Genomic DNA, 23,368 nt, shown 5'->3' with positions numbered 1-23,368 from the left:
AAACAATAGTTCCTTATCCGATTGGGGATGATGGGGACGGCCATACTTCAGTCTCCGTGGGCAGAAAAAAGCCACTCATACGCTCCCCTTTCGGGGAACCGTATGAGCGGCTATAGAGAATGCTGAAATACTCCTTATCGGGAGCAGGGATTATTCTTCCAAAAGAATCTCAAGCACTTTGGCAGCCGAATAGGCCACGGGGGTACCGGGGCCGAAGATGGCAGCGACACCGGCCTGATAGAGGAAGTCGTAATCCTGCGCCGGTATAACACCTCCGGCTGTCACCAGAATATCCGGACGGCCGAGCTTCTCCAGCTCTGCTATTACCTGAGGGATCAGCGTCTTGTGACCGGCTGCCAGAGAGGAAACGCCCATCACGTGCACGTCGTTTTCCACAGCTTGACGAGCGGCTTCTTCCGGTGTTTGGAACAGAGGCCCCATATCGACGTCGAATCCGCAGTCAGCATAGCCGGTAGCGACCACTTTGGCACCACGGTCATGCCCGTCCTGCCCCATTTTGGCGATCATGATACGCGGCTGACGGCCTTCTTTCTTTGCAAACTTCTCTGCCAATTCTTTGGCATGGGCGAAGTCTTTATCTTCTCCCGATTCGGATGAGTACACGCCTGAAATAGTTCTGATTACTGCTTTATATCTTCCCACAACCTTCTCACATGCGTCCGAGATCTCACCCAAAGAGGCACGCAGCCCTGCAGCTTTGACCGCAAGGTCGAGCAGGTTGCCCTCTTTCGTCTCCACGCATTTGGTGATAGCCTCAAGGGCTTCTTGCACCGCTTTCTCATCACGGTGAGAGCGGAGATCGTTGAGGCGCTCTATCTGCTGCTTACGAACAGCCGTATTGTCGATCTCAAGAATATCTATAGGATCCTCCTTAGGCAGACGATACTTGTTTACCCCCACGATAACCTGCTGGTGCGAGTCGATACGAGCCTGTGTACGGGCAGCAGCTTCTTCGATACGCAGCTTGGGCAGTCCGGTCTCGATAGCCTTTGCCATTCCGCCCATCTCCTGTACTTCCTTGATCAGCTCCCACGCCTTGTGGACGAGTTCGTTGGTCAGGCTTTCCACATAGTAGGAGCCGCCCCACGGGTCGATCTCCTTGCAGACGAGGGTTTCCTCCTGAATATAGATCTGGGTATTACGGGCAATACGTGCCGAGAAGTCCGTCGGCAGGGCGATGGCCTCATCGAGAGCATTGGTGTGCAGCGACTGGGTGTGCCCCAAAGCGGCCGCCATAGCTTCGATACAGGTACGTCCGACATTGTTGAACGGATCCTGCTCCGTCAGTGACCAGCCTGACGTCTGGCTGTGTGTACGCAGAGCCAATGACTTGGGATTCTTCGCCCCGAAGCTCTTCACGATCTTGGCCCAAAGAAGGCGCGCCGCACGCATCTTGGCAATCTCCATAAAGTGATTGACACCGATAGCCCAGAAGAAAGAGAGACGAGGAGCAAAAGCATCCACATCAATACCGGCATCGATACCGGCTTTGAGATACTGCATACCGTCTGCCAGCGTATAAGCCATTTCGATGTCGGCGGTGGCACCTGCCTCTTGCATGTGATAACCGGAGATCGAGATCGAATTGAACTTGGGCATATTCTGAGAGGTGTACTCGAAGATGTCGGCAATGATCCGCATCGAAAATTCGGGCGGATAGATATAAGTGTTACGCACCATGAACTCCTTGAGGATGTCGTTCTGGATCGTTCCAGCCATCTCTTCGAGCTTCGCGCCCTGCTCCAGTCCGGCATTGATGTAGAAAGCCAAGACGGGCAAAACGGCTCCGTTCATCGTCATGGAAACGGACATCTTGCTCAACGGAATACCGTCGAAAAGGACTTTCATGTCTTCCAGCGAGCAAATGGAAACACCGGCCTTCCCGACATCGCCCACCACGCGCGAATGATCCGCGTCATAACCGCGGTGCGTGGCCAAGTCGAATGCCACGGACAGACCCTTCTGACCGGAGGCCAGATTGCGACGATAGAAAGCGTTCGACTCTTCCGCCGTGGAGAATCCGGCATACTGACGAATAGTCCACGGACGCATGGGGTACATACCGCTATAGGGGCCTCGCAGGAAAGGAGGCAGGCCGGACACATAGTCGAGATGCTCCATGCCCTCGAGGTCATCTTTCGTATAGAGGGGCTTTACCATGATTTGCTCCGGAGTACGCCAGTCAGCCACGATGCCCTTTTCCTCCGCCCAGCGTGCAGCATCCTTAGCCACGAAGCCGGCGGACTTAATATCGATGTCTTTATAATTAGGTTTCATCTTTGATTCTTTGCTTTAGGGATGGATACTACCGAATACCGAATTTGTCGTTGAAGGCACGAAGCGTTTCGAGGACATTGGACTTCACATGCACATAGTTCCGGATGCCTTTGGCCTCAAGATCCGCCATACAGGCCGGTGCACCGGCCACTACGAACTCGGCACGGCCGGCGAGATAGTCGAATGCAGCCGGAGCATACTCGGCATATTCATCGTCACTGGAGCAGAGCACCACAATATCGGCTTTCGCTGCCAATGCTGCATCCACACCTTCTTCCACGGACTTAAAGCCCAAATTGTCGATCAATTTGTAGCCGGCACAGCCGAAGAAGTTGCTTGAGAACTGTGAGCGTGCCAGACGCATGGCCAGATTGCCGATAGTGAGCATGAAGACGACAGGCGTTTTGCCGCTCTTTTCCGTTGCGAGACGGAGAGTTTCGAATTCGGATGCTCCTCGACTGAAGTTCAGGGGTTCGATGGATTTGACACAGTTGCAGTCATGCTCTCCCTGAGCAAGAGTAATCTTGTCGCCGGCAACTTCCGTGAAATTGGGGAACTGGTTGGTCCCGAGGAAGATCTCGCGGCGAGTCGCCACCGACTGGTGGCGTTTGATATTGCTTGCATTGACGGCCTTCTGAACGCTTGCCGTCTCAGCAGCCTGAGTGAAACCGCCCGCATCCTCTACGGAGAGGAACAGCTTCCACGCTTCCTCTCCGATGGAGTTGGTCAGCGTCTCGATATAATAAGATCCGGCCGAAGGGTCGATAACCTTGTCGAAGTGGCACTCCTCTTTGAGCAAAAGCTGCTGGTTGCGAGCGATACGCTCCGAGAAGTCATCGCTCTGCTGATAGGTGACATCGAAAGGCAATACGGTTATGGAGTCCACTCCGGCTATCGCTGCAGACATGGTTTCGGTCTGTGTGCGCAGGAGGTTTACGTGTGCATCGAAAACGGTCTTGTTCCACATGGACGTCGTAGCATGCTGGTGGATCTTGGCCGTTTCGTTCTTGTACTGATCGCCATACGAGCCGACGATCTGAGCCCACAGCCAGCGAGCGGCACGGAACTTGGCTATCTCCATGAAGTAGTTGGATCCTATACCGAAGTTGAACTTGATACGTGAAGCGATTTCCTCCGGCTTGTAGCCTGCATCGGTCAGCTTGTCCAACAGCTCTGCGCCCCAAGCCAAAGCATATCCCAGCTCTTGGGTAATGAATGCGCCGGCATCGGACAGATTCACGGCATTTACATTGAGCACCCGGAAAGCAGGCAGTTCGCGTGCAGCATCCATGACGGGGAGTGTCATCTTTACCCAATCGGGATTGGATACGCCGCGGACGAGCTGCTTTTTGAACGGGTCGTAGCTGACCGAGCCTCGACATTTATTCGGATCGGCAGCAACCTTTTTGACATATGCAGAGAATGCTGACAGCAGGTCTGCGGCACGTGTGATACAACAGTTGAAATTCAATTCCACGGCTGTCAGCTCTATGTCTTTCAGCAAAGCAGCCAATGTATCTACATTGATATGAACCTTTTTCAGGTAGAAACCCAACGAGTCCACACCCTTGTTGAGCAGGTCAAGGGCTTTCTCATTGGCTTCTGCCACATTATCCCCGACAACGATGTCTTGGCGTACGAGCCATTCGTTGTGCATTCGGGTGGATCGCACATAAGGGTATTCGTCAGGAAGAGAAGTCGTTGTCTTCAGATCCTCGATGTCCTCTCTGCGATAAAACGGATTGACATTAAAGCCCTCGTTCGTCCGCCAGACAAGCTTCTTCTCAAAGGGAACCCCCTTGAGATCGGCCGTTATCTTATCAATCCAGGCTTCTCTCGAAACCGGAGGGAATTCGGAAAAGAGCTTTTCTTTTTCTTTTGCCATAATTTTAACTTAGAGTGAGTATTGTGATACTTTATTTTCCGACTGTACTACTTTGTTTATACTTAACAAAGTAAGCTAATTTACACTTACGAAGTACATTTTGGAGAGAAGAATCCTGCACACTCCGGTCTCAAGTACAACGGATACATCATTTCATATCCGGTCGGTTTGCGTGCCGGAATTTTCGCATTTGTTTCCCACAAAAGCATGGCGCGAGAATTTTTTCGTTTTGGCACGGCAATTAAAGAATTTACACGCCAAAACGAAAAAAATCTCACGCCACTTTTTCAGAAAACACGAGCCGCAATCGGAGGATTTTTGGTTCGTATTTCCATGATGTCCGCATTGCAGACCTCTCGGCAAACAAGAACAAGGATTAAAAGTCGAGCAAGCGATAATGTGAGCGGGTGTGGCTCATGCTCTCCGGCAGTTCGTAATGCCACCACTCCCTGCGATAGGGTACCAGCCCGACCGACTTCATTATGCGACGTAGCAACCGGCGGTTCCGGACAGCCTCTCGGCTGATCAGGCCGTCTGCGGCCAAGCGTTCTTCCTGACCCACATGTGCCGATCGGCCAAAGTGATCGACAGGAGTGCCCATATCCAACGGTTTTCCATCACGATCCACGATGGTAAGATCTACAGCGACTCCGTAGTTATGCTTCCCTCCTCTGTTTCCGTTGGCTACATAGACAGCCTTGGAAGTTCCCTTCACGAGGGTGTACATACGCCTCTGTATGCTGATGGGACGGGATGCGTCGTAGATGAGTAGAGAATAGTCCGGGTGTTCTTTGCGTAGCAGTCGCTGCGCTTGACGGATGCGTTCGGCAAAGCCCTTTTCGAAATAGGCTTTATCGAAGTCGCCGTACATATCTTCGCCCACGAAGTTGTCCGTCGTGGAATAAATGAGAGCGAGACGAATCGTAGTGTCGAGACGGTGAATATCGACATAGCCTCGTATGCGGAAATCTTCTTCGGAGAAAGTCTGCGCACAGAGCATCGTATTCAATGCCATCGCAACTGCAATACCGACAAAGAGACGATACATCGAACCGGACGAAAGAGAGGAAAAAACGTCTTACCGCTGTTTCAGGATGGAGTTCAACACGCGACAGGTGCAAATCAGCTTGCCGCTCTTGGTCGAATAGATATTGATACTCCATACGTGTGTGCTGCGTCCTTGATGCATAATGGAGGCTTCGCCCCGAAGCACATCGCCTTCAAGAGCCGAAGAGACGTGGTTGCCACTCACCTGCAATCCCACCTGTATCTCTCCCGGATTGCAGAGTGCCACGGAACCGAATCCGGCCAGGGTCTCTGCAAAAGCCAAGCTGGCTCCTCCATGCAAAATACCCATAGGCTGACGAGTGCGAATATCCACCGGCATCGTTGCCTCGACATAGCCACGCGCGATCTTGGTGCAGCGAATACCAAGGCTCTCCATGAGCGTACCCGGCACAATACTATTGACATCTTCTACGGAGAAAGGAACAGCTTCATATTCGTGTCGGATATACTTGTCCACCAAGTGGGCGACGCCATTCTCCTCGTTGCTCGTCGTAATATAGTCGGCACAAGCTTTGACCGCCTCCCGAGCGTTCGCCACGGCCACACCCAAGCCGGCCAGTTGGATCATCTCCACATCGCAGTAGCTGTCTCCGACCGAAACAAGTTCTTCTCGTGACAAATCCAGTTTGTCCAAGAGGTCGGATATGGCTTTTATCTTCTGCACCTCGGACGGAAGGCACTCAAGCAGCGTTTCAGAAGAGCGGAATACATTCAATTTGTCCCCATAGTCACGCCGCATCACGACCTCCAGCTCTGCGATTTTCTCTGCCTCACCGACAAAAGAACACTTGATCACCTCCGAAGAACGAGGATGTTTGGATACAAGCGGCTGGCCACAAATATCCGATTCTTTCACTGCAAGGGGATCATGGGGATCGGTGGAGAATATGGAATCCTTGCCGAATGCCAACAAGGTAACACCTTCGGCCCGGGCACGAGCGTCCAACACATCGACAAAAGATGTAGCCATCCGGTGCGAAGCGATGACTTTGCCCGAACGACAGTTTACGATCTGTCCTCCGTGATAAGGGATGAGATAGCCGCTATATTCCCTAAGATTCAACTCCTCTGCGAGTGGCTTCAGTGCCGTCGCAGTACGACCCGAAGTGAGTACGACACGGATCCCCAGCTCTTTCTGGATATAGAGGAGTGCATTGCGGTTCTCTTCCGTCAGCTCATACTTGTTATTGAGCAGGGTGTTGAATACATCTATGACTATGATTTTATACTTCATTGCAGTAAAATTTATAAAAGAGAATTAGAAAGTCCAGCTAAAACCGGCGAAACAATGAAACGGCTGCATCGGATAATAACCGATAAGCTCTGTCGTTTCCGCCAGCATATTATCGATTTTGAGATAGAGGCTCAAGTTCTTTTTCAGCTTGTATGAAACATCCGCGCTGAGAAGATGTACATTGCCGACTCCCAAGGCTTCCGAGAAGACCGAGCCGAAAGAATACCGGTACCGTCCGTTCAGCTGTGTATATCGGAGTCTGACATCCAATGGAGCAATGGGATGAATACCGACTTCTGCCTTCAATATAAGATCAGGCTGCATAGAGGCAACAAGTCCCCCGTCCAAATTCCACTTGCCATAGGATGCGTCTACCAGAAAGCGGAGCATACCGCGATAAGAGTATTCCAGCTTACCACCTGCGCGCCAGCGGCTGCCGTCGGCATATATCGGCAAGAAACTCACATTATACTGATACAAATCGGACGGATTATACAAGGGTAGAGTCGGTGTATAGAAAGGCACACCTGTCAGCTTGGAGAAGTCGCCATAAACCTCCATACGTACCACATCGGCTATATTCCCCTTCACCCCTAATTGGGCGGTCAAAGCATTGCGAGAAGGGAGTACAATCGTATTGGGCATCAGGTAGGGCATTTCCTCTTGCATAACATCGGCGAGACCATTTCGAATCACGCCGCCGAAGGCCTTCGCATACAGACGCCATGAAGGGAAGATACTAAGCGAAGCATCCAGTTTAGGCCAGAAAAACAACCTTCCTTTGGCTCCGAAATGGGAAGAAACCCCTACACCGGCCTGTACGTTCCATTGCATATTGTCCGAGTCTCCGACAAATCCGATTGTAGGTGCGCCCTCCAGATAATACAGGTTTCGGTCGGTTTCGGACAGAACACCCGTTTGAATCATTTCGCTGTTTTTGGCAAAAAACAATCCTCCCGTGCGAACTTCCACACCAAGCTTAATGTCATCGGACAACTCCTTGCGCATCGTCACGTTCAGTTCAGGCGTGTGTTCCGTGAGAGCCTTCATCGGATCGGCACCCAGATAGGGAATAGAACGGAAGAAACGATAGTCGATCCTGGCATCGATCACATCGTTTTTTGCACCCAAGTATGCACGGATGTTGTGGGTACCGTTGTCCATCTGAGGAGTAACAGGTGTCGATAATTGAGGGATGCTGCTCACATTGGTGGTAGCCCCCCGTCCGTAGTGATTGAAATAATGGTTCGTATAGTACAAGCCGGTAGCAAGCACAAAGGAAGGTCTGCGCTGCTCGTAGTCCACTCCTGCCATCATTCGTCTATCTTTTCTGTCGCCGTCGAAGTCACCGGTATTGAAAGCCGATTTCATGCCACGATAGGAGAGGAAAAGATTCAGTCTCTCCTGCTCCGCATCTATCAGACGGTAGCCGGCATCCACTCGCTGGTTTAGCGTATGACCGATGCCGATATTCAGATACCCCCTGTGCTTCATATGACCTTCCGCCGGCAGGATATTCGGAAGATTGTTCATGCCTGAAGAGGAGGCTTCGGGGATAAATCCGAATGTACGCTTGTTGTATTCGGGACGGAAGGGTTTTAATCGGGGTTCGATAGCCTTGTACGTAGCCGGGAGGGGATCCGCACGCTCCATCTCCACAGTCTGATCATTAACGATAGTAAGCTCCCTGCGCAACGTGTCGGGGCGTTTGGTTTCTGTATTTCGTGGGGTTTGACCGCAAACGGATGATACAGAGAGAGCCAGTATGGCGGCCGTATATAATTGATATTTCATGATGCTGTTCATTAGTTCCAACTCAGAGTGACGAATCGTACAGAAGATTATTCAAGCCGCAGGGCTATCTGTTCGTGAATGTCATCCTCATGATTGGGATAGTTCTTCTCCAAGCTTTCCAAATACTGCCTTGCAGTAAACGTATCTCCTTCCTCCTTATAAATATCGGACAAGAGGATGAAACCTCGCGCCAACCAATACTGCTGTGGAGTACTCTTGGCAATAAATTTTTCGAGGATAGACTTCGCCTTGGACAAACGCTTGGCTTCCATTTCCAGCTGTACCTGCATCACAACAGCTTCGGCACCAGCGGCGGTCGAAAAGTCCTCGGCAAGGATTTCGTAGTCGGCAATCGCTTCCCGATTCATCTTCAGTGCCTGATAACTTCTGGCACGATAGAGGCGAAGAGCATGAGGCAGAGCAGACTGATTCTTCAATCCGGCAATGACGTCGATCACCCTCCGGTAATCCTTATCGGCATAGGCAGACTCAGCTATTCCCTCTACCGCCTGATCGCGGACAGCTTCGGCACCATCCGTATCGAGTACGGACTGGAATGACTTCAGCGCAGCCTTGTATTCTTTGCGCTCGTACTGCATACGACCGAGGCGCAGACGCGCATCGATCTTGTAGTCTTCTGGCAAACCGGGGCTGCTCACCAACCGTGAATAGCGATTGTAAGCCGCATCGGCATTACCGGCCTGATAATCGAGATCGGCCAAATACAATTCTGCTTTGTGACGATCGCTTCCCTGTGGATAACGCTCCAGATAAGCCTCCAAATCTCGGCGAGCATCGGACTGGCGACGGCGATACTTGCGCTCGGCCGAAAGGAAACTGAGTTGTTCCGTCTCGGATGGAGCAACGGACACCTTACCTTCCAAACGACGCACATAGGCAGAATACTCATCTATCCGATCCTCTTCCAAATAGATAGAACGGAGATCCGAGAGAGCCACAGTCGCCTCTTCGCTACGAGGGTAGCGGTCAATGATCCGTTGGTACGTACGGATGGCTTCTTGAGTCCGACCCGCATTGTAATAGAGCAACCCCAACTGCAGGGACGACTGCCGCGCTTCACGGCTGTCGGGGCTTCTTTTGACAACTGCATTGAAAGCTTCTTCTGCCACGTTATGCTTACCGCTAAGCACTGCACCACACCCCTTTTCATAGAGAGCAGCTGTCAGATGGCGGCTATCGGGGAATTCCCGAATGAGCTTGTCCAACGTTTGGATCTGATCGGCATACTGTTTGGCCAGTCCCTCCAACCGTGCACGACGCAAAAGGGCATAATCACCTCCGGAAGGATAGACGCGGTAAGCCATGGAATAGGCTTCGCGTGCACCGTGGAAGTCGCGCTTCATGTACCTGCAGTCTCCGATACGGGCATAGGCATCAGCCGATAGATTCGGAGCAATACCGGATCGGGATACATACTCTTTGAAGGCCTCCAAAGCCGTATCGTAACGCTCGGCATTGAAGAGAGAATAGCCAAGGCGATAATATCCTAAAGGAAGATTTGCCGCATCACGATCACCGGCGGCGGAGATATAAGCTCTGTAATCCGCAGCCGCGGCCGGGAAGTCGCCGGCCCTATACCGCAGATTGCCACGGAGGAAATAGGCTTCGGCGAAGTACTCGCCTTTGTTACCCATGGATATACTGTTCGACACAAAAGAAAGAGCTTCATTGTCATAGCCCGCTGCTTCCTTTTGCTCTGCCATACGGTTCAGCACAAACTGTTTGGCAGCCAGAATGGAAGCCGTCGGCTCTGCGATCTTCTGAATCGACCGGAGGGAAGAGTTGTAATCCTTGCCTGTAAAGTATGATTCGACAAGAATAGCGGCCATCTGCTCGCGGTGGGAAGATCGGGGGAATTCATTGAGGAAGTTCTCCGCAATGCGTACAGACTGCCCGAAACTCGACTGTCCCGTACTACGCATGAGCATAGCCATATTGTACATCCCGACCTCCCGTACCGGCCGATTGACCTCCTGAGTCGCAGCCTTCTCGAAAGCCATAAGGGCCTCGCTCGTCATCCCCTCGGCCAGCCGTGCCTGTCCGAGATAGAGAGCCGATTCTGCACCGAGAGAACCGGTGTCAGAGGTAGCAGCAGCAAGCGGCCGAAGTGCTTCTTTCATCAGACCTTGCTTATAGTAAGTGACACCAAGTGCATAAGCATCGGCAGGTGCGATACGATCCCCCACCCTTTCGCTGTAGTCGGAAAGATAGTCGATGGTTTTGTTCGAATCGCCCAAACGGTAGTATGCGTTGCCTGCCACACGCAGGAGTTGAGGCCGTTGTCTCATGGACGAATTGTGCGACATCAGCCTGTCGGCTATTTCGGCCGCTTCGCGGTAGTCGCCTCGGAGCAGTTGGATTTCCGCCATGTAAGCATCGGCGTCATCCGCAAACTGTGAGCGATTCTTCAGTCGCGAAAGGGTCTGTTCGGCTTCGTCGATTCGGCCATCCTCTATTTGGATAGCGGCAAGGAGGAGACGAGCACGCCCGCCCAGCTCGCCTCTGCTCTCGGAAGCTTTCAGCAGCATCTGCTCGGCCAAAGCATTGCTTCCACTCAACTGCATACGCACGCATGCATAATAGAGCAGGTATGCAGCCAAGTCTTCATCGTTGAGCGTACGATCGTCGATGTCAGAGAAAATGACATCGGCACGCAAATACTGTTCATGCCGGATCATCAACTCCCCGGCGAGGAGTCGCACACGGGATTTGTCTATCGATTCGGGGAAATTGCCCATGAAATTGCCTACCGCGCCGAGGACGTAATCGTGATCTGCTCCCAACAGATAGTCCGCGATGATACTATAATAATCCACCTCCAAAGCGTGCTGCTGACCTCCGTGCAGGCGATAGAGACGGAATTGGTCCAAGGCTCCGACATAATTTTGGCGGATAAACATCGCTCTCCCTTCGAGGAAAAACGCTTCGGCAGGCTCTGTCGTTTTATTTTGTGCTTGTGCCATGAAGGTCATGGCTACGCCAAGCACGAGAGCCGGTAATATCTTTTTTTTCATTGATCAGTCTGTTTCCTTATTTGTCTTCAGAGAAGCAGGTCGCAATGCCCTATTAACTAACTCTGAGTCATCGCCTTTTATTTTAGTGTCAGCGATAATTCTTAGGTAAATATACGCTATTCTACCCGAAACCATATGCCGAGGTATCAATGTCGTTCGGCCGACTTGACCCCATGTGTAGCACGGATCTTGCGAAGGAGGATGGATAGGGTCGAGGTATCGGGCACTTCGACTGTGAATACCCCTTCGAAGAGATTGTCCTTCGAATTGATCGAATAGGCTCGGAGCGATACGCCCGCTTCTTTGTTGATGACCGAAGTTATGTTCGTCACGATGGCCAGATTATCCTGCCCTACGACATGAAGCGTGGCCTCGTATCCGGTCGATCCCTTACCGCTCCAGCGAGCTTCGATGATGCGATAACCGTATCGGCTGAACATATCCGGCGCATTCGGACAGTCCGTGCGGTGTATCTTGATGCCGCTATTGCTCACGAATCCGAATACGGAATCCCCGTAAATAGGATTGCAGCATTTGCCGAAGCTGTATTCCACCCCCGTCATATTGTTGTCGATAACCAATACATCGCTTTTTCCCCCTTTGACGGTCTCCTCCTCTCGAGAGGGATACGCCACAAAAGTATCGGCACTGCGACGAGCTGCAGCCGAACCGGCATCGCGTCGCTGCTCTTCCTCCGATTCATGAGAGTATAGCTCCAGTACCTCCTGCACATCGAGCCTGTCGGCGGCTATCTCCATATAGAAATCTGTCAGATGCTTGAACCCCTTGCGTCGTACCACGCGCGTAAATACAGCTTCGTCAAATGGCAATTTGCGGTTCTTCAGACGGCGGTTCAGCAGCTCTTTGACCACGCCGATACTGCTTTCCATTTGCAAGCGAAGCTGCTGCTTGATCTTATTGCGTGCTTTGGAGCTGACCACATAGGAGAGCCAATCCTTCTTCGGGGTCTGCTGAGCAGAGGTAATGATCGAAACGGAGTCGCCATTTTCGAGCTTATGCTTGAGCGGCACATTCTTTCCATTGACATTGGCTCCGACGGCCTGACAGCCGATGCGCGAATGGATGGCAAAAGCAAAGTCCAGCACACTGGCTCCCTGAGGCAGCTTGATCAGTTCTCCCGTAGGGGTGAAAGCATAGATCTCATCGGTGAAGAGGTTCATCTTGAAGTTTTTCACCGTCTCCGCCGAATCGTCCGAGGAGTGATCTCGTGCCTCGAGCGTCTCGCGTACGGAAGTGAGGAACTCATCCAATCCGCTCTCGCTCTTGATACCTTTATACTTCCAGTGGGCGGCCAATCCCCTTTCGGCCACCTCGTCCATGCGACGGGAGCGAATCTGCACCTCCACCCACCGATTCTGCGGTCCCATCACCGTAACGTGGAGCGACTCATAGCCGTTGCTCTTGGGGATGGAGATCCAGTCCCTCATTCGCTGCGGATTGGGCTGATACATGTCCGTGATGATGGAATAGACATGCCAGCAGGCAGCTTTCTCGTCTTTCACGGGTACGTCCAATATGATTCGTATGGCAAAAAGATCGTATATGGATTCGAACTCGATACCCTGCTGACGGAGCTTATTGCGAATGCTGTTGATGCTCTTGGTACGCCCCTTCATCTCGTACGGGATACTGGGCAGAGCTTCGTCCAGCCGCAGGCGCAGCGGAGCGATGAAAGCTTCGATATAGGCATCGCGGCTACGCTTCGTCTCCCCGAGCTTTCTCTTGATGAAGTCGAATGTCTGCCGGTCTGTGTATTTCAGACAGAGGTCTTCCATTTCGCTCTTGATGGCGTAAAGTCCGAGCCTGTGTGCCAGCGGAGCATAGAGATAAGACACCTCGGCTGCCAAGGCCGTACGCTCCTCGGCACAGACCATGTCTTTGGCCTGACGCAGCAGATAGGCGCGGTCAGCGATGATGAGCAGTACCACGCGAATATCTTCGGCGATGGAGAGGAGGAAGTGCTCGAAGTTGGCCGTATTGATAGCCGTATTGCGCATGTAGATCTCCGATGTTTTCAGCAGGAGGTCGATCAGGCGAGCCACATCTTCGCCCATGAACTCGGCTATCTCCTCGGATCTCATCAGCCCCTTCATCGCCGGACGATAGAAGAGGAGTGCCCCGATGGCCTCTATCCCCAGCCCGATCTCGCAGGAGGCTATGCGCGCCACTTCCATGTTGCGCATAAGTCCGTGCATACCGTTTTTGTCACGATCGAAACATCCCAGCTCCGTAAAGCGGCTCAGCAGACTGCGTACTTTCTTCACGAGCTGCCGATCGGGAGCCAGCATACGAATCAAACTCGCGTATGAGGAGAGGAAGCGACTCCGCTCATCGGCGGAGAAAAGAGTATTATCGGTTATTGTCATGAGGGATACAGGATAGGATAATGAATAGTGGACGATGGATCAATACTAATATCGGATAGAGCATATCGGTCAGAGCAGAGGAGAAAAAAGGCGAACAAAGGATTCGCTGAATTTTTTTATCCGGCTTCTCTTTCGCCAGCGTTTGAGATCGAGCGGTTCGCTCTGCAACAAGTCCTCGAAGAAGATGGCTTCCAAGCGGCGAACAGTAGGCTCGTCATAGATGATACCATTGAATTCGAAATTATTTTCCAAACTGCGGAAGTCCATATTCGTAGAGCCGATCGAAGCCACCTGACTATCCACCATCATCAGCTTGGAATGGAGGAAGCCGTTGGTATAGAGGTGTACATGTACTCCGGCCTGCAAGAGATCCTCCACATAGGAGAAGGCAGCCACTTGCGGCAGACGGGCATCGCTTCGTTTGGGCACCAGCAGGTGCACTTCGATGCCGGCCAGAGCTGCCGTGATGAGAGCATTGTTCAGCCCTTCGGTCGGAAGGAAGTAAGGAGTCTCGATATAGACATGTTCGCAGGCACGTTCGATACAGTAGATAGTGGCCTGCTCGATGGTACGCCATTGCCCCACGGGGCCAGAGCGTACGAGCTGTATCTTCACACCCTCGTCGGATACGGGTATCGGCAGATCGGGATAGTAGCCGGAGAGATTGATGACCCGTCGCGATACGACATACCAGTCCAGCAGGAAACTGCTCTGCAAACCGGCTACGACATTGCCCGTCATACGGAAGTGCGTATCGCGCCACATGCCGAGCCTGTTGCCTGAGCAATAGCGATCGGCCACATTCATACCGCCCAAATAGCCTGTTTTACCATCTATAACGGCCACCTTTCGGTGATTGCGGTAGTTTACGCGACTGGACAGTATGGGGAAGAAGACCGGCATGAAAGGATAGGCCTCCACGCCGGCTCGGCGCAGTCGTTTCCAGTAGCCACGGCCGGTAGCCCACGAACCCACATGATCGAATATGACCCTCACCTTCACGCCCTCTTGCACCTTGCGCACAAGCAGATCGGCCAGGCGACTGCCCAGATGGTCATCCTCTATGACGTAGAACTGAATATGCACATGGTGGCGGGCAGCCTCTATGTCTCGAAAGAAGCAGTCGAACATGTCCTTCCCGGCCGTGAATATATCCGGTGGCGAGCTGAGCATGACGGGGCTGTCCGAATTGTTGTTGATCAGCTTCATGATGGGATTCAGCTGGATATTGTTCATGGCTTCCAGCTGTGCTTCGGGGATGGACAGATAGTGAGGCTTCAGCATGATGCGCCTGTATATACGCCTGCTGACAATACGCCGTCTGCGCTGATCCTGTCCGAAAAAGATGTAGACAATAAGCCCCAAGACGGGTACAAAAGAGACGACCAGAATCCACGAAGTAGCCTTCAGCGGATTGCGATTCTCGCTGATAATGACGGCACTGACGGCAGCCGTCATCAGCATGTATACGATTATTAAGAGTGCAATCATAAGTTGGTCGTCCTCTTAGGATGAAATCCGAATACGAACAAAAATAGCAAGAAAACCCATGGTGAGCGACTCCCACAGGTTCCTTTTTCTTCTCGAAAAAGAAAGACTGTCGGCACCGAAGGAGCGATCCGAATTCGATCTGTACCTCTTGGATGACAGTCTTTGACGTTTAGGCGCGAAAAAAAGATCATTCGCAGTACAGAAAAACGTGGCGCGTGAACTTTTCGGTTTTGGCGCGGGAGCGAAAAATTTCTCGGGCCACAGCGAAAAAAATCTCGCGCCGCTTTTCGGGAAAACACGCACCGCAATCGGAGCGTTTTCGGCTTGAGAATTTCATTTTGCCACTTTTCGATATTTATCCTTTTGCTCCCATTCGAGAGACGGCAGGGTTAAAAGGCGGAAAAAGAGAAGCCACGCAGGGAGAACGATAGAGAGCAACGAAGTTCACTATCTTTGCCGGCGTATGCAAAAAGAATTATTCCGGCAGTCTCCGGATTCCGATAAACTCATCCTTTTTTTCAACGGCTGGGCTATGACCCGCGAAGCCGTTTCGCACCTGGCCATTCCTCCCGAATACGACTTGCTGCACGTGTGGGACTATCGAACGGATACGCTGGACGTCGATTGGGCGCCCTACCGCGAGATTCGCTTGTCGGCATGGTCTATGGGCGTATGGGCGACCGAAAGGCTTGCGCGAGAGGGGAAGCTGCCTGCCGTGGTTTCGGCCGTAGCGATATGCGGCACCGGCTATCCGATGGACGATGCGATGGGAATACCCTTGGATATTTTCCGTGGTACGCTGGATGGCCTGACGGAAGAAAACCGCCTGCGATTCAACAAGCGGATGTGCGGAGGCAAATCGCTGAAACACCTGTTCGAGGCACTGGCGGCGAGGGAGACCGACGAAATTAAAGCTGAGTTGGGACGCGTCTGCGAAGAAGAGGAGAAGAGACTGAAAAGCGTTGATCCTCACCCTACCGCTCCGCTTAGCTGGGATAAAGCTCTGATAGGGGCAAAGGATCGGATCATACCGGCTAAGAATCAGCAGGCTTTTTGGCAGATGCGAGGCTGCCGGGACATAGAGACCGTAGCGGAAGGCGATCACTATTTGTTTAACCGTTTCACCGAATGGGAGCAGCTTTGGGGTTGAGAGAGATAGACAGCGAACTGGTCATCAAACGGTTTACTTCGGCTTTGCCCTACTACGAGAAGTATGCCGTGGCGCAGCATCGTATAGGGGAGCGACTGACCGATCTTCTGACGGCTACAGGGCGTCGCCACTTCGAACATGTGCTGGAATACGGCTGCGGCAGCGGTGTCTATACGCGCCAACTGGCTCAAGCCATTACGGTAAAGCAGTGGACGCTCAATGATTTATGCCCCGTCTGCGAGGAGTATATACGCGTAAGCCCTGCTTCCTTCCATGCAGGCGAAGCCGAGACGATGCCCCACACGGATACTTACGATCTGATCACCTCGGCATCGGCCTTTCAGTGGTTCAAGGATCCGGAGTCATTCATTCGGACGGTGGCAGGCTTGTTGCGTCCCGATGGCATCTTTCTCTTCAACACTTTCTCTCCCGACAATCTTCCCGAGATAAGAACGCTCACGAACCGAGGACTGCTCTATCCTTCGACAGAGGTACTGATGAAATGGCTGGAGGCTGCTTTTTCCGCCGTGTATAAGCATGAGGAGCAGATCGTACTGACGTTCGATTCGCCTCGCGATGTACTCATGCACCTGAAGCGTACCGGCGTTACAGCGACTCCCCGACACGAAGAGGTATGGACACGGAGCCGATTGGCACGATTCGAAGAAGCATATCGGGAAGGGTTCTCCACCCCGGACGGACAGGTTACGCTGACCTATACCCCACTTTATTTCCTTGCAAAGTAGGATGCAGGAGGCGGCATACGGCTATCGGTCTACTTGATCCATTGGCCGCTCTGATTGTACTCGGCTATTTTTCTTTTGATATATCGTACAGCTTCTTCGATGAGGGTATCATGGCTATTGGCCAGGTCGCTATCCAAGAGGGAGACGTAATAGTGCGGTTCTATCCCAAACTCCACATCCGCACCACTCGGATCGGTCATCCTGCAGGCTGAGTAACGAACCCCCCAACCACAAGGGATCTCCGATGAGATGGGCAATCCGGCACCACCGCCGGTCTTGTCGCCCATAACGGTGACGAAAGGCAGGGGCCTCATCTTCAGGACAAAATCATTGGCAGAGCTGAATACTTCCCGATTCGTCAGTAGTACTACGGGGCGCATCCATACGACTCCGGAAGAAAGCGTGTCCAAATAAAGGGGGAGAGGATCAGAAAAGGCATCGTGTGCCGGGCCGGTCTTGTGGCGGATATAGCCGGTGAGCATCTTTTTCTTGGTGAAGTGACGGGCAAATTCGTCTGCATAAGTAAGCTGTCCCCCTCCATTGCCACGAATGTCGATGATCAGAGCCTTACACTCGGTCAGCCGCGAAAGCATACCGCTTATATTGCTATTGGAAATAGGTTTCCCAAAGCTTTCGTAGACGATGTAGCCGATACTGTCGGGAGCATGACCGTTGTACGTAAGTCTGCGGTACTTGAGTCCGCCGGCGATACGGTAATCGTGTCCCAGATACTTGCGTCTCAGATCGAGACTCAGATTCAGAGGATAGTCTTCGTACCATTTCCAATAATGGCCGTAGTCGAACGAGCTGCTCAGATTGACATGACCGTCTTTCAGTTCGGAGAGGAGTTGTGTCATGACGAGGAAGAGAGAGTCACTGCTCATTTGGGGACGTAAGTCCCTATAATGCTTGTGATACATATCCCGCCATGTAGAGTCCTCAGGCAGTTTGAGATCGAAAAAACAATATCCCCGATCCAAGATTTCCCATAGAGCATCGTAGTTCCGATAGGGGTCGAAGGTAAAATCTTCCTTTGTGGAGCATGAGCTGAAAGCCAATGCAGACAGGAGGATAGCGAGCAATCTCTTCATCGTCGTTCTAATCATGATAGTAAAGACTGGTTCTCCGACCGGTATTCATGGCTTTGCGTCCGCGGAATCGGTAAAACTCCGTGACGAAACCGATAAAAGCCGTATGACTGTGGATTCGAGTATCCAATGCGTTAAGCGAAGAGCCCAAATGGGAATAGCGATAACCGACACGAAGCGTACAGATGTTCCGAATGGGAATATCCGCCGTTATGAGTGTCGTGAACCGAGTAAACTTGCCCGGATAAGTGAAATGCAGGGAGCCTGCAATGCCGTTATTGAGCAAAAAATTCTCGTAATAGCTCTCACCAAAACCATTTCCATAGGCTATACCGAAGAGATTGATCTGGGAGAGCAACCGAAAATACAAGGGGAAAACATCGGAGGGGACGTAGTATCCTATCGAGGCTTGGGCGATGGCATTGGTGTAGAGCTTCAAGGTCGCAGGATTATTGCCGTTGCGCGTACTATAAATTCCTCCAAGCCCGACTTCCAAGCCCGGGCCGAATGCCAAGCGCAGATTGTCCATCCACGCGGCTCGCAGATGCTTAGCGCCAAGGCGGTAAAGAGCCGCAGCGGAACCGTTATACAGCAGGGAATAGAAATGAGCATTATTGGCCGGATTGTCCATCAGGGCAAAATCCAGTTCATGCCCAGTACGGATCATCCAACGGGAATCGGAGACTTTGAGAGGGAACGTCTTCTCTCCCAACAAATTCAGCGTCCATCCTCCATAACGAAGGGGTGACAAATAGGTGTCGCGCGTTATGCTTCCGCCACCACCGACCATATAGGCAGAATGAATGCGGTAGGCGGACTGCTCCGTGGGCAACTCTCTACTCGAAGAATCAGTTGCAAACGCTGTATTGCTACCGTGGGAAGAATCCTGCCCCCATGCCAACAATCCTGTGAGTAGCAGAAGCGGCAAAACAAATGCGTATCGTCTATTCGTTTTCATCGTCGTCGAATTGCAATCGCTGGATACCCAAGAGTTCGTCTCTTATATCTTCATCGGAAGCAACGGCTTCGGGTGCAACCTCGGCGAAGCTCTCGTCCGGATCGGTTGTTTCCTCGTCCGGTTCTTCATCACGAACGGGAGACAATTCTTTCGCTCCATCGAGCTTATAGGTAGTCAGTCGCTTGCCTTTGGCATGTATGCCTTTGACAGCGACAAAGTCTTCTCCCTCCACGATCAGTTCCGGACGAGTGGCATCTATTCCGGCGAAAGTAAGAGCAAAACGTGGGTAGCGCGTATCCGAGAGTAAAAGCAGACTATTGCCCTCAGCTTCTCCTCCCAACATATTATCCCGACTGCCGTTTTCTATCTTGAAACGCTTCAGATAAGGGAAGCCGGCATCTCTGTTGTGATAGATGGCTGTCCAAACTTTTTCGGGACGGTACTTCTCTATTCTAATCATATTGGGGTCGAAGTGGTTGTTTTCCGCTATGGATGTAGTATAACAGTCCCCATTATCCAAGATTACCAGCACCGAATCATTGGCTTGGAATTCGCCGAGATACTCGCCCTGCTCGTCGTAGTTCAGTCGCATCACGTCCCGATCGAACCAAACTTTGCGCCCTCCGAGGGTGGAAGCACCCTGCTGTTTGAAGAGGATCTTGTGTACCTCTGCCTTGGTCAGCAGATTGCCCTTGCTACTCCGCCCCTTGATAGCGACATCGCTAAAGTCTTTCTCGAAAGAGAGTACCCGCTGGCGGGCTTTCGGTTTGAGGATGATCCTCACGGTCTCTGCCTCGCCGTTTTTATTGGCAGTGAAATACATCACCCGACTACCGGCCGTTTCCTGCGTAAGGTTGTACTCCTTGTCGCGCGTAACACCGGTGACGCTGAAACGTTTGATATAGAATGGAGCGGACTTGCCGTCGCGATAAATGACGTTGTAGATGGTGCGTTTGTCGTTTCGTTCGAACCGGTCGATATAGATCACCTCACGGTTGCCGATAAATTTCTTTTCCTCAACCTTCGTAACGAGGTATGTACCATCGCGGAAAAAGATGATGGCATCGTCGAGGTCGGAACAGTTGCACACGAATTCATCGCCCTTGAGCCCCATACCGATGAACCCTTCTTCGCGGTTGATATAGAGCTTGGCATTGGCTTCTGCCACTTTCGTGGCCTGAATGGTGCCGAATCCGATAAGTTGTGTCCTTCGCGGAAAACGGGAAGCATAGTGCTCGTGCAGATACTCGAACCAACGGATGGTATAAGCAGTAATCTCACGGATATTCTTTTCCAGTTCGGCAATATCCTTTTCGAGCTGAAGCATCATGGCTTCGTGCTTGGGCAAATTGAAGCGGAGGATCCGCGCCATGCGTATTTCCAGCAGTTTTTTCAGATCATCGTAGGTAATCGGACGAATAAAACGATGGGCGAAAGGCTCCAACCTCGTCTCTACGTGCATGAGAGCATCCTGTTCGCTCTCCGCCTCTTCGAACTCCCGATCTTTGTAGATACGCTCTTCTATGAAAATCCTCTCGAGCGAAGCTGCCAAATACTGTTCTCGCTTCTCTTCCAAACGGATCATCAGTTCCTGCTTCAGCAGCTCTCGCGTTCGCTCTGCACTATAACGCAGCAAATCGGTCACACCCAAGAATACCGGCTTGTCGTCCATGATGACGCAAGCATTGGGCGACTGGCTTACCTCACAGTCGGTAAAGGCATAGAGCGCATCGATGGTTTTGTCCGAAGATACACCCGCAGCCAGATGAATACGTATATCGGCTTCGGCAGCCGTCATATCATCTATTCGTTTGATCTTGATCTTACCCTTTTCATTGGCTTTCAGAATAGATTCGATCAGGGAAGACGTCGTCTTACCACAAGGCAGTTCGGTAATGCTGAGAGTACGATTGTCCAGTTTGCGAATCTTAGCCCTGCTCTTGATCTGTCCCCCACGCCGGCCGTCATTGTACCGGCTGGCATCCATCATACCACCGGTAGGGAAATCGGGATAAAGTTCGAAAGTCTCTCCCCTCAGATGAGCTATACATGCCATGAGCAGTTCACCGAGATTGTGCGGCAATATCTTGGAATTCAAACCCACGGCAATGCCTTCCGTCCCCTGTGCCAAGAGAAGTGGAAACTTAACGGGCAACGCCACTGGCTCATCCTCGCTGCCATCGTAAGAACGCTTCCATCGGGTAATCTTATCATTGAAAAGAGTCTCCTGAGCCAAAGCCGAGAGTTTGGCCTCGATGTAACGACCGGCTGCCGCCTCGTCCCCCGTGAGGATATTACCCCAGTTCCCCTGTGTGTCGATCAGATAGCCTTTTTGCCCCAGCTGGACGAGAGCATCGTTGATAGAAGCATCGCCATGTGGGTGTAGGGCCATAGTCTGTCCCGTCACCTTCGCCACCTTGTTCATACGACCATTGTCGAACCAATGGTGCATGGTATAGAGGATACGGCGTTGTACGGGCTTGAGTCCATCCTCTATATGAGGCACTGCACGTTCCAGAATTACGTAAGAAGCATAGTCGAGGTACCAGTTTCGGTACATGCCTCCGAGGTGGTGTGTAGCCATGCCAGGATGATCCGCCGGCAGGCGACTGCCGGCTTCGGGAAGCAGATCGGATGCGGATGACTCTATATCCGGTTGTTCGTTATCAAAAGAATCTGTCATATGAATAGATCGATTTGTTCAGGTGAAATAAGGAGTAAGGAGTAACGGGGAATTTCGTCAGGTTTTGGGAGAATTGTGTCGCAGGTTGCGGGGCGAACACTTTCTGACGCTTTCGAGCATTTGTCCCGTTGGGCAAAAGAAACGGCACCACGGCTGCTGAACGAAAACGGAGGCCAAAAGCATCAGCCCCGCCAAGACAAGCACCCATACCGATGCCGAACGAAAAGAAAAAGCGGCGAATGGCTCCCACTTGGAGAGATCGCCGGCAACGTTGAAGATCAATAGCACGACGACGATCAGGAGCAAATAGCGTCTTACGGACGTGAGTGCCTTTATCCACTGTGGCGGTATATGCAGTTTGCGTCGGGATAGCTTCCCCATCAATTCCTGTGCTGCACCGAAAGGACATACCCAGCGACAATAAAACGGTTTGTTCGTAATCAGGGGCAGCAATACGGCCAAGGCAAACAGCCCGATGAGCAACCACTGTGTCGCAAAGGGAAATCCGGTGCTCAACCAATGGTAAGTACTCTCCAAAGAGAGGAACGTCCCTTTAAGAAAACCGAGGAATACTACACTAAGTGCAAGGAGATAGAGACGAAAAGGTTTGGCCTTTGACGGAAAGAAGAAGCAACCTAAAGCCATCAGAATGACGGCGATGGTTCCTCCTGTGCGGACGATCCCCCAAACGTCAGCTTTTTTGTTTTTTTTTTGACCGATATATATCTCCAAGCGTTTCTGCACACAAGTGATAACGGCTTCGGACGTATAGGTGGCTCCCGATACGGCATCGACATCCTCGGCCAATGCCTCCTCGGCGGTCTTGCCATTCCAACTTTCATATAACCCAGCCTTCTCCACTCTGCGAGCAAAGCTCGGCGTCTCGTCATGTTCGAGCAGGATCGTGCCGAGGATGCGGTCATCCGCACCAAAGGCGATGGCTACGGGAGTAGGCCCGTTGTACCCTTCCACGTAGTCTGTATAGGGCGAGGTGTAGAGCAAGTAACCCAGCTGACGAGCCTTGGCATCCATGACAATGGTGCGGGTACTGTCCTCTTGGAGGATACCGGCTGCCATCGGATAGAAACGGGTGACTTCATCAGGGAATGTTTGTGAGGCTGTATCAGCCTTGGCTACTTGCGTGGATTCCGAGCTCGCCTTATTGGCACGGGCAAATCCCGTCACCAATATGATACCGCCAAGGAGCAGAATCAGATTGAGCAGGTAGCGAAATGTGCGGGAAGACAACATGGGCGTTTTATGTTTGTGACAGTATGCCGATGATTACGTGCAAATATAATGAATTCATACTTGCCTGTGGCAATTCGGCCCTTACAGAAAGGCTCATGGGCATGCGGTCGAAGAAAACGCAAAAGGGCTGCGAACGCTCTCAACTGCAAGCTAAAAATTCGCGGTTATTTCCCGTTGCGAGTAAAAACGGTGAGACTACCGTTGTCCGGACTTGCAAACAAGAATGCAGCCGACACTATAGAAACGGGCAAGGATTCCGCTGAAGATTTATATACGTATTGATTACCTTCGTTCGTAAAA

At 51.9% G+C, this 23,368-nt stretch carries 18 protein-coding genes; 4 read left to right on the top strand and 14 right to left on the bottom strand.

The window, feature by feature from the left end:
- Positions 1–150: 150 nt before the first annotated feature.
- From scpA to F452_RS12710, 3 genes are all read right to left on the bottom strand, one after another.
- A complete protein-coding gene (scpA, locus tag F452_RS0105005) occupies positions 151–2,298 on the bottom strand; it encodes a methylmalonyl-CoA mutase (protein WP_018965141.1) in 2,148 nt (715 codons plus the stop codon).
- Between the two features lie 28 nt (positions 2,299–2,326).
- Positions 2,327–4,183 carry a methylmalonyl-CoA mutase small subunit gene (gene mutA, locus F452_RS0105000; protein WP_018965140.1) on the bottom strand — a complete coding sequence of 619 codons (1,857 nt, stop codon included), beginning with the start codon at positions 4,181–4,183 and terminating at the stop codon, positions 2,327–2,329.
- A gap of 153 nt (positions 4,184–4,336) precedes the next feature.
- Entirely contained in the window at positions 4,337–4,444 is a 108-nt protein-coding gene (locus F452_RS12710; RefSeq protein ID WP_077070824.1) for a DUF1661 domain-containing protein, read from the bottom strand.
- Between F452_RS12710 and F452_RS13305 the strand changes: the two genes are divergently transcribed.
- Entirely contained in the window at positions 4,413–4,520 is a 108-nt protein-coding gene (locus tag F452_RS13305) for a DUF1661 domain-containing protein (protein WP_230456110.1), read from the top strand. The genes F452_RS12710 and F452_RS13305 overlap by 32 nt on opposite strands.
- 39 nt (positions 4,521–4,559) lie before the next feature.
- On the opposite strand, the gene F452_RS0104995 is transcribed toward F452_RS13305, so the two are convergent.
- From F452_RS0104995 to F452_RS12700, 7 genes are all read right to left on the bottom strand, one after another.
- Positions 4,560–5,231, bottom strand: coding sequence for a M15 family metallopeptidase (locus F452_RS0104995; RefSeq protein WP_018965139.1), 672 nt, complete (start codon positions 5,229–5,231; stop codon positions 4,560–4,562).
- Between the two features lie 30 nt (positions 5,232–5,261).
- A complete protein-coding gene (locus tag F452_RS0104990; protein WP_018965138.1) occupies positions 5,262–6,485 on the bottom strand; it encodes an HAD-IIB family hydrolase in 1,224 nt (407 codons plus the stop codon).
- Between the two features lie 24 nt (positions 6,486–6,509).
- Entirely contained in the window at positions 6,510–8,279 is a 1,770-nt protein-coding gene (locus tag F452_RS0104985) for a TonB-dependent receptor (protein ID WP_026292206.1), read from the bottom strand.
- Between the two features lie 47 nt (positions 8,280–8,326).
- Positions 8,327–11,314, bottom strand: a complete 2,988-nt coding sequence (locus tag F452_RS0104980; RefSeq protein ID WP_018965136.1) for a tetratricopeptide repeat protein — start codon at positions 11,312–11,314, stop codon at positions 8,327–8,329.
- A gap of 146 nt (positions 11,315–11,460) precedes the next feature.
- Positions 11,461–13,701, bottom strand: a complete 2,241-nt coding sequence (locus F452_RS0104975) for a RelA/SpoT family protein (RefSeq protein ID WP_026292205.1) — start codon at positions 13,699–13,701, stop codon at positions 11,461–11,463.
- A gap of 69 nt (positions 13,702–13,770) precedes the next feature.
- The gene (gene cls / locus F452_RS0104970; protein WP_018965134.1) at positions 13,771–15,192 is read right to left on the bottom strand and encodes a cardiolipin synthase; all 1,422 of its coding nucleotides are present in this window, start codon (positions 15,190–15,192) and stop codon (positions 13,771–13,773) included.
- A 187-nt stretch (positions 15,193–15,379) separates the two neighbouring features.
- Complete coding sequence (locus F452_RS12700; RefSeq protein WP_235317538.1) at positions 15,380–15,454, bottom strand: DUF1661 domain-containing protein; 75 nt, start codon at positions 15,452–15,454, stop codon at positions 15,380–15,382.
- Here F452_RS12700 and F452_RS13300 point away from each other — a divergent pair.
- Genes F452_RS13300 through bioC form a run of 3 tightly spaced genes read left to right on the top strand, consistent with a single transcriptional unit; the run spans position 15,423 to position 17,088 of the window.
- Positions 15,423–15,623, top strand: a complete 201-nt coding sequence (locus tag F452_RS13300) for a DUF1661 domain-containing protein (protein WP_080637689.1) — start codon at positions 15,423–15,425, stop codon at positions 15,621–15,623. The genes F452_RS12700 and F452_RS13300 overlap by 32 nt on opposite strands.
- 32 nt (positions 15,624–15,655) lie before the next feature.
- Entirely contained in the window at positions 15,656–16,342 is a 687-nt protein-coding gene (locus tag F452_RS0104965; protein WP_018965133.1) for a DUF452 family protein, read from the top strand.
- The gene (bioC, locus tag F452_RS0104960) at positions 16,321–17,088 is read left to right on the top strand and encodes a malonyl-ACP O-methyltransferase BioC (RefSeq protein WP_018965132.1); all 768 of its coding nucleotides are present in this window, start codon (positions 16,321–16,323) and stop codon (positions 17,086–17,088) included. Before F452_RS0104965 ends, bioC begins: the two co-directional genes overlap by 22 nt.
- A 29-nt stretch (positions 17,089–17,117) precedes the next feature.
- On the opposite strand, the gene F452_RS0104955 is transcribed toward bioC, so the two are convergent.
- Genes F452_RS0104955 through F452_RS0104940 form a run of 4 tightly spaced genes read right to left on the bottom strand, consistent with a single transcriptional unit; the run spans position 17,118 to position 23,068 of the window.
- Positions 17,118–18,194, bottom strand: coding sequence for a S41 family peptidase (locus tag F452_RS0104955; RefSeq protein ID WP_050563584.1), 1,077 nt, complete (start codon positions 18,192–18,194; stop codon positions 17,118–17,120).
- Positions 18,187–19,134 (bottom strand): DUF3316 domain-containing protein, encoded by a 948-nt coding sequence (locus F452_RS0104950; protein ID WP_026292204.1) that lies wholly within the window; start codon positions 19,132–19,134, stop codon positions 18,187–18,189. The genes F452_RS0104955 and F452_RS0104950 overlap by 8 nt, the downstream gene beginning before the upstream one ends.
- Positions 19,121–21,817: a DNA gyrase/topoisomerase IV subunit A gene (locus F452_RS0104945; RefSeq protein WP_018965129.1), complete on the bottom strand. Its 2,697-nt coding sequence runs from the start codon at positions 21,815–21,817 to the stop codon at positions 19,121–19,123. The genes F452_RS0104950 and F452_RS0104945 overlap by 14 nt, the downstream gene beginning before the upstream one ends.
- A gap of 57 nt (positions 21,818–21,874) precedes the next feature.
- Complete coding sequence (locus F452_RS0104940; protein ID WP_018965128.1) at positions 21,875–23,068, bottom strand: FMN-binding protein; 1,194 nt, start codon at positions 23,066–23,068, stop codon at positions 21,875–21,877.
- Positions 23,069–23,368 lie beyond the last annotated feature (300 nt).

This window comes from Porphyromonas gulae DSM 15663, assembly GCF_000378065.1.
Taxonomy (GTDB): Bacteria; Bacteroidota; Bacteroidia; order Bacteroidales; family Porphyromonadaceae; genus Porphyromonas; species Porphyromonas gulae.
The sequence above is the reverse complement of the archived record's forward strand: the minus strand, read 5'-3'. Positions and strand labels throughout refer to the sequence as shown.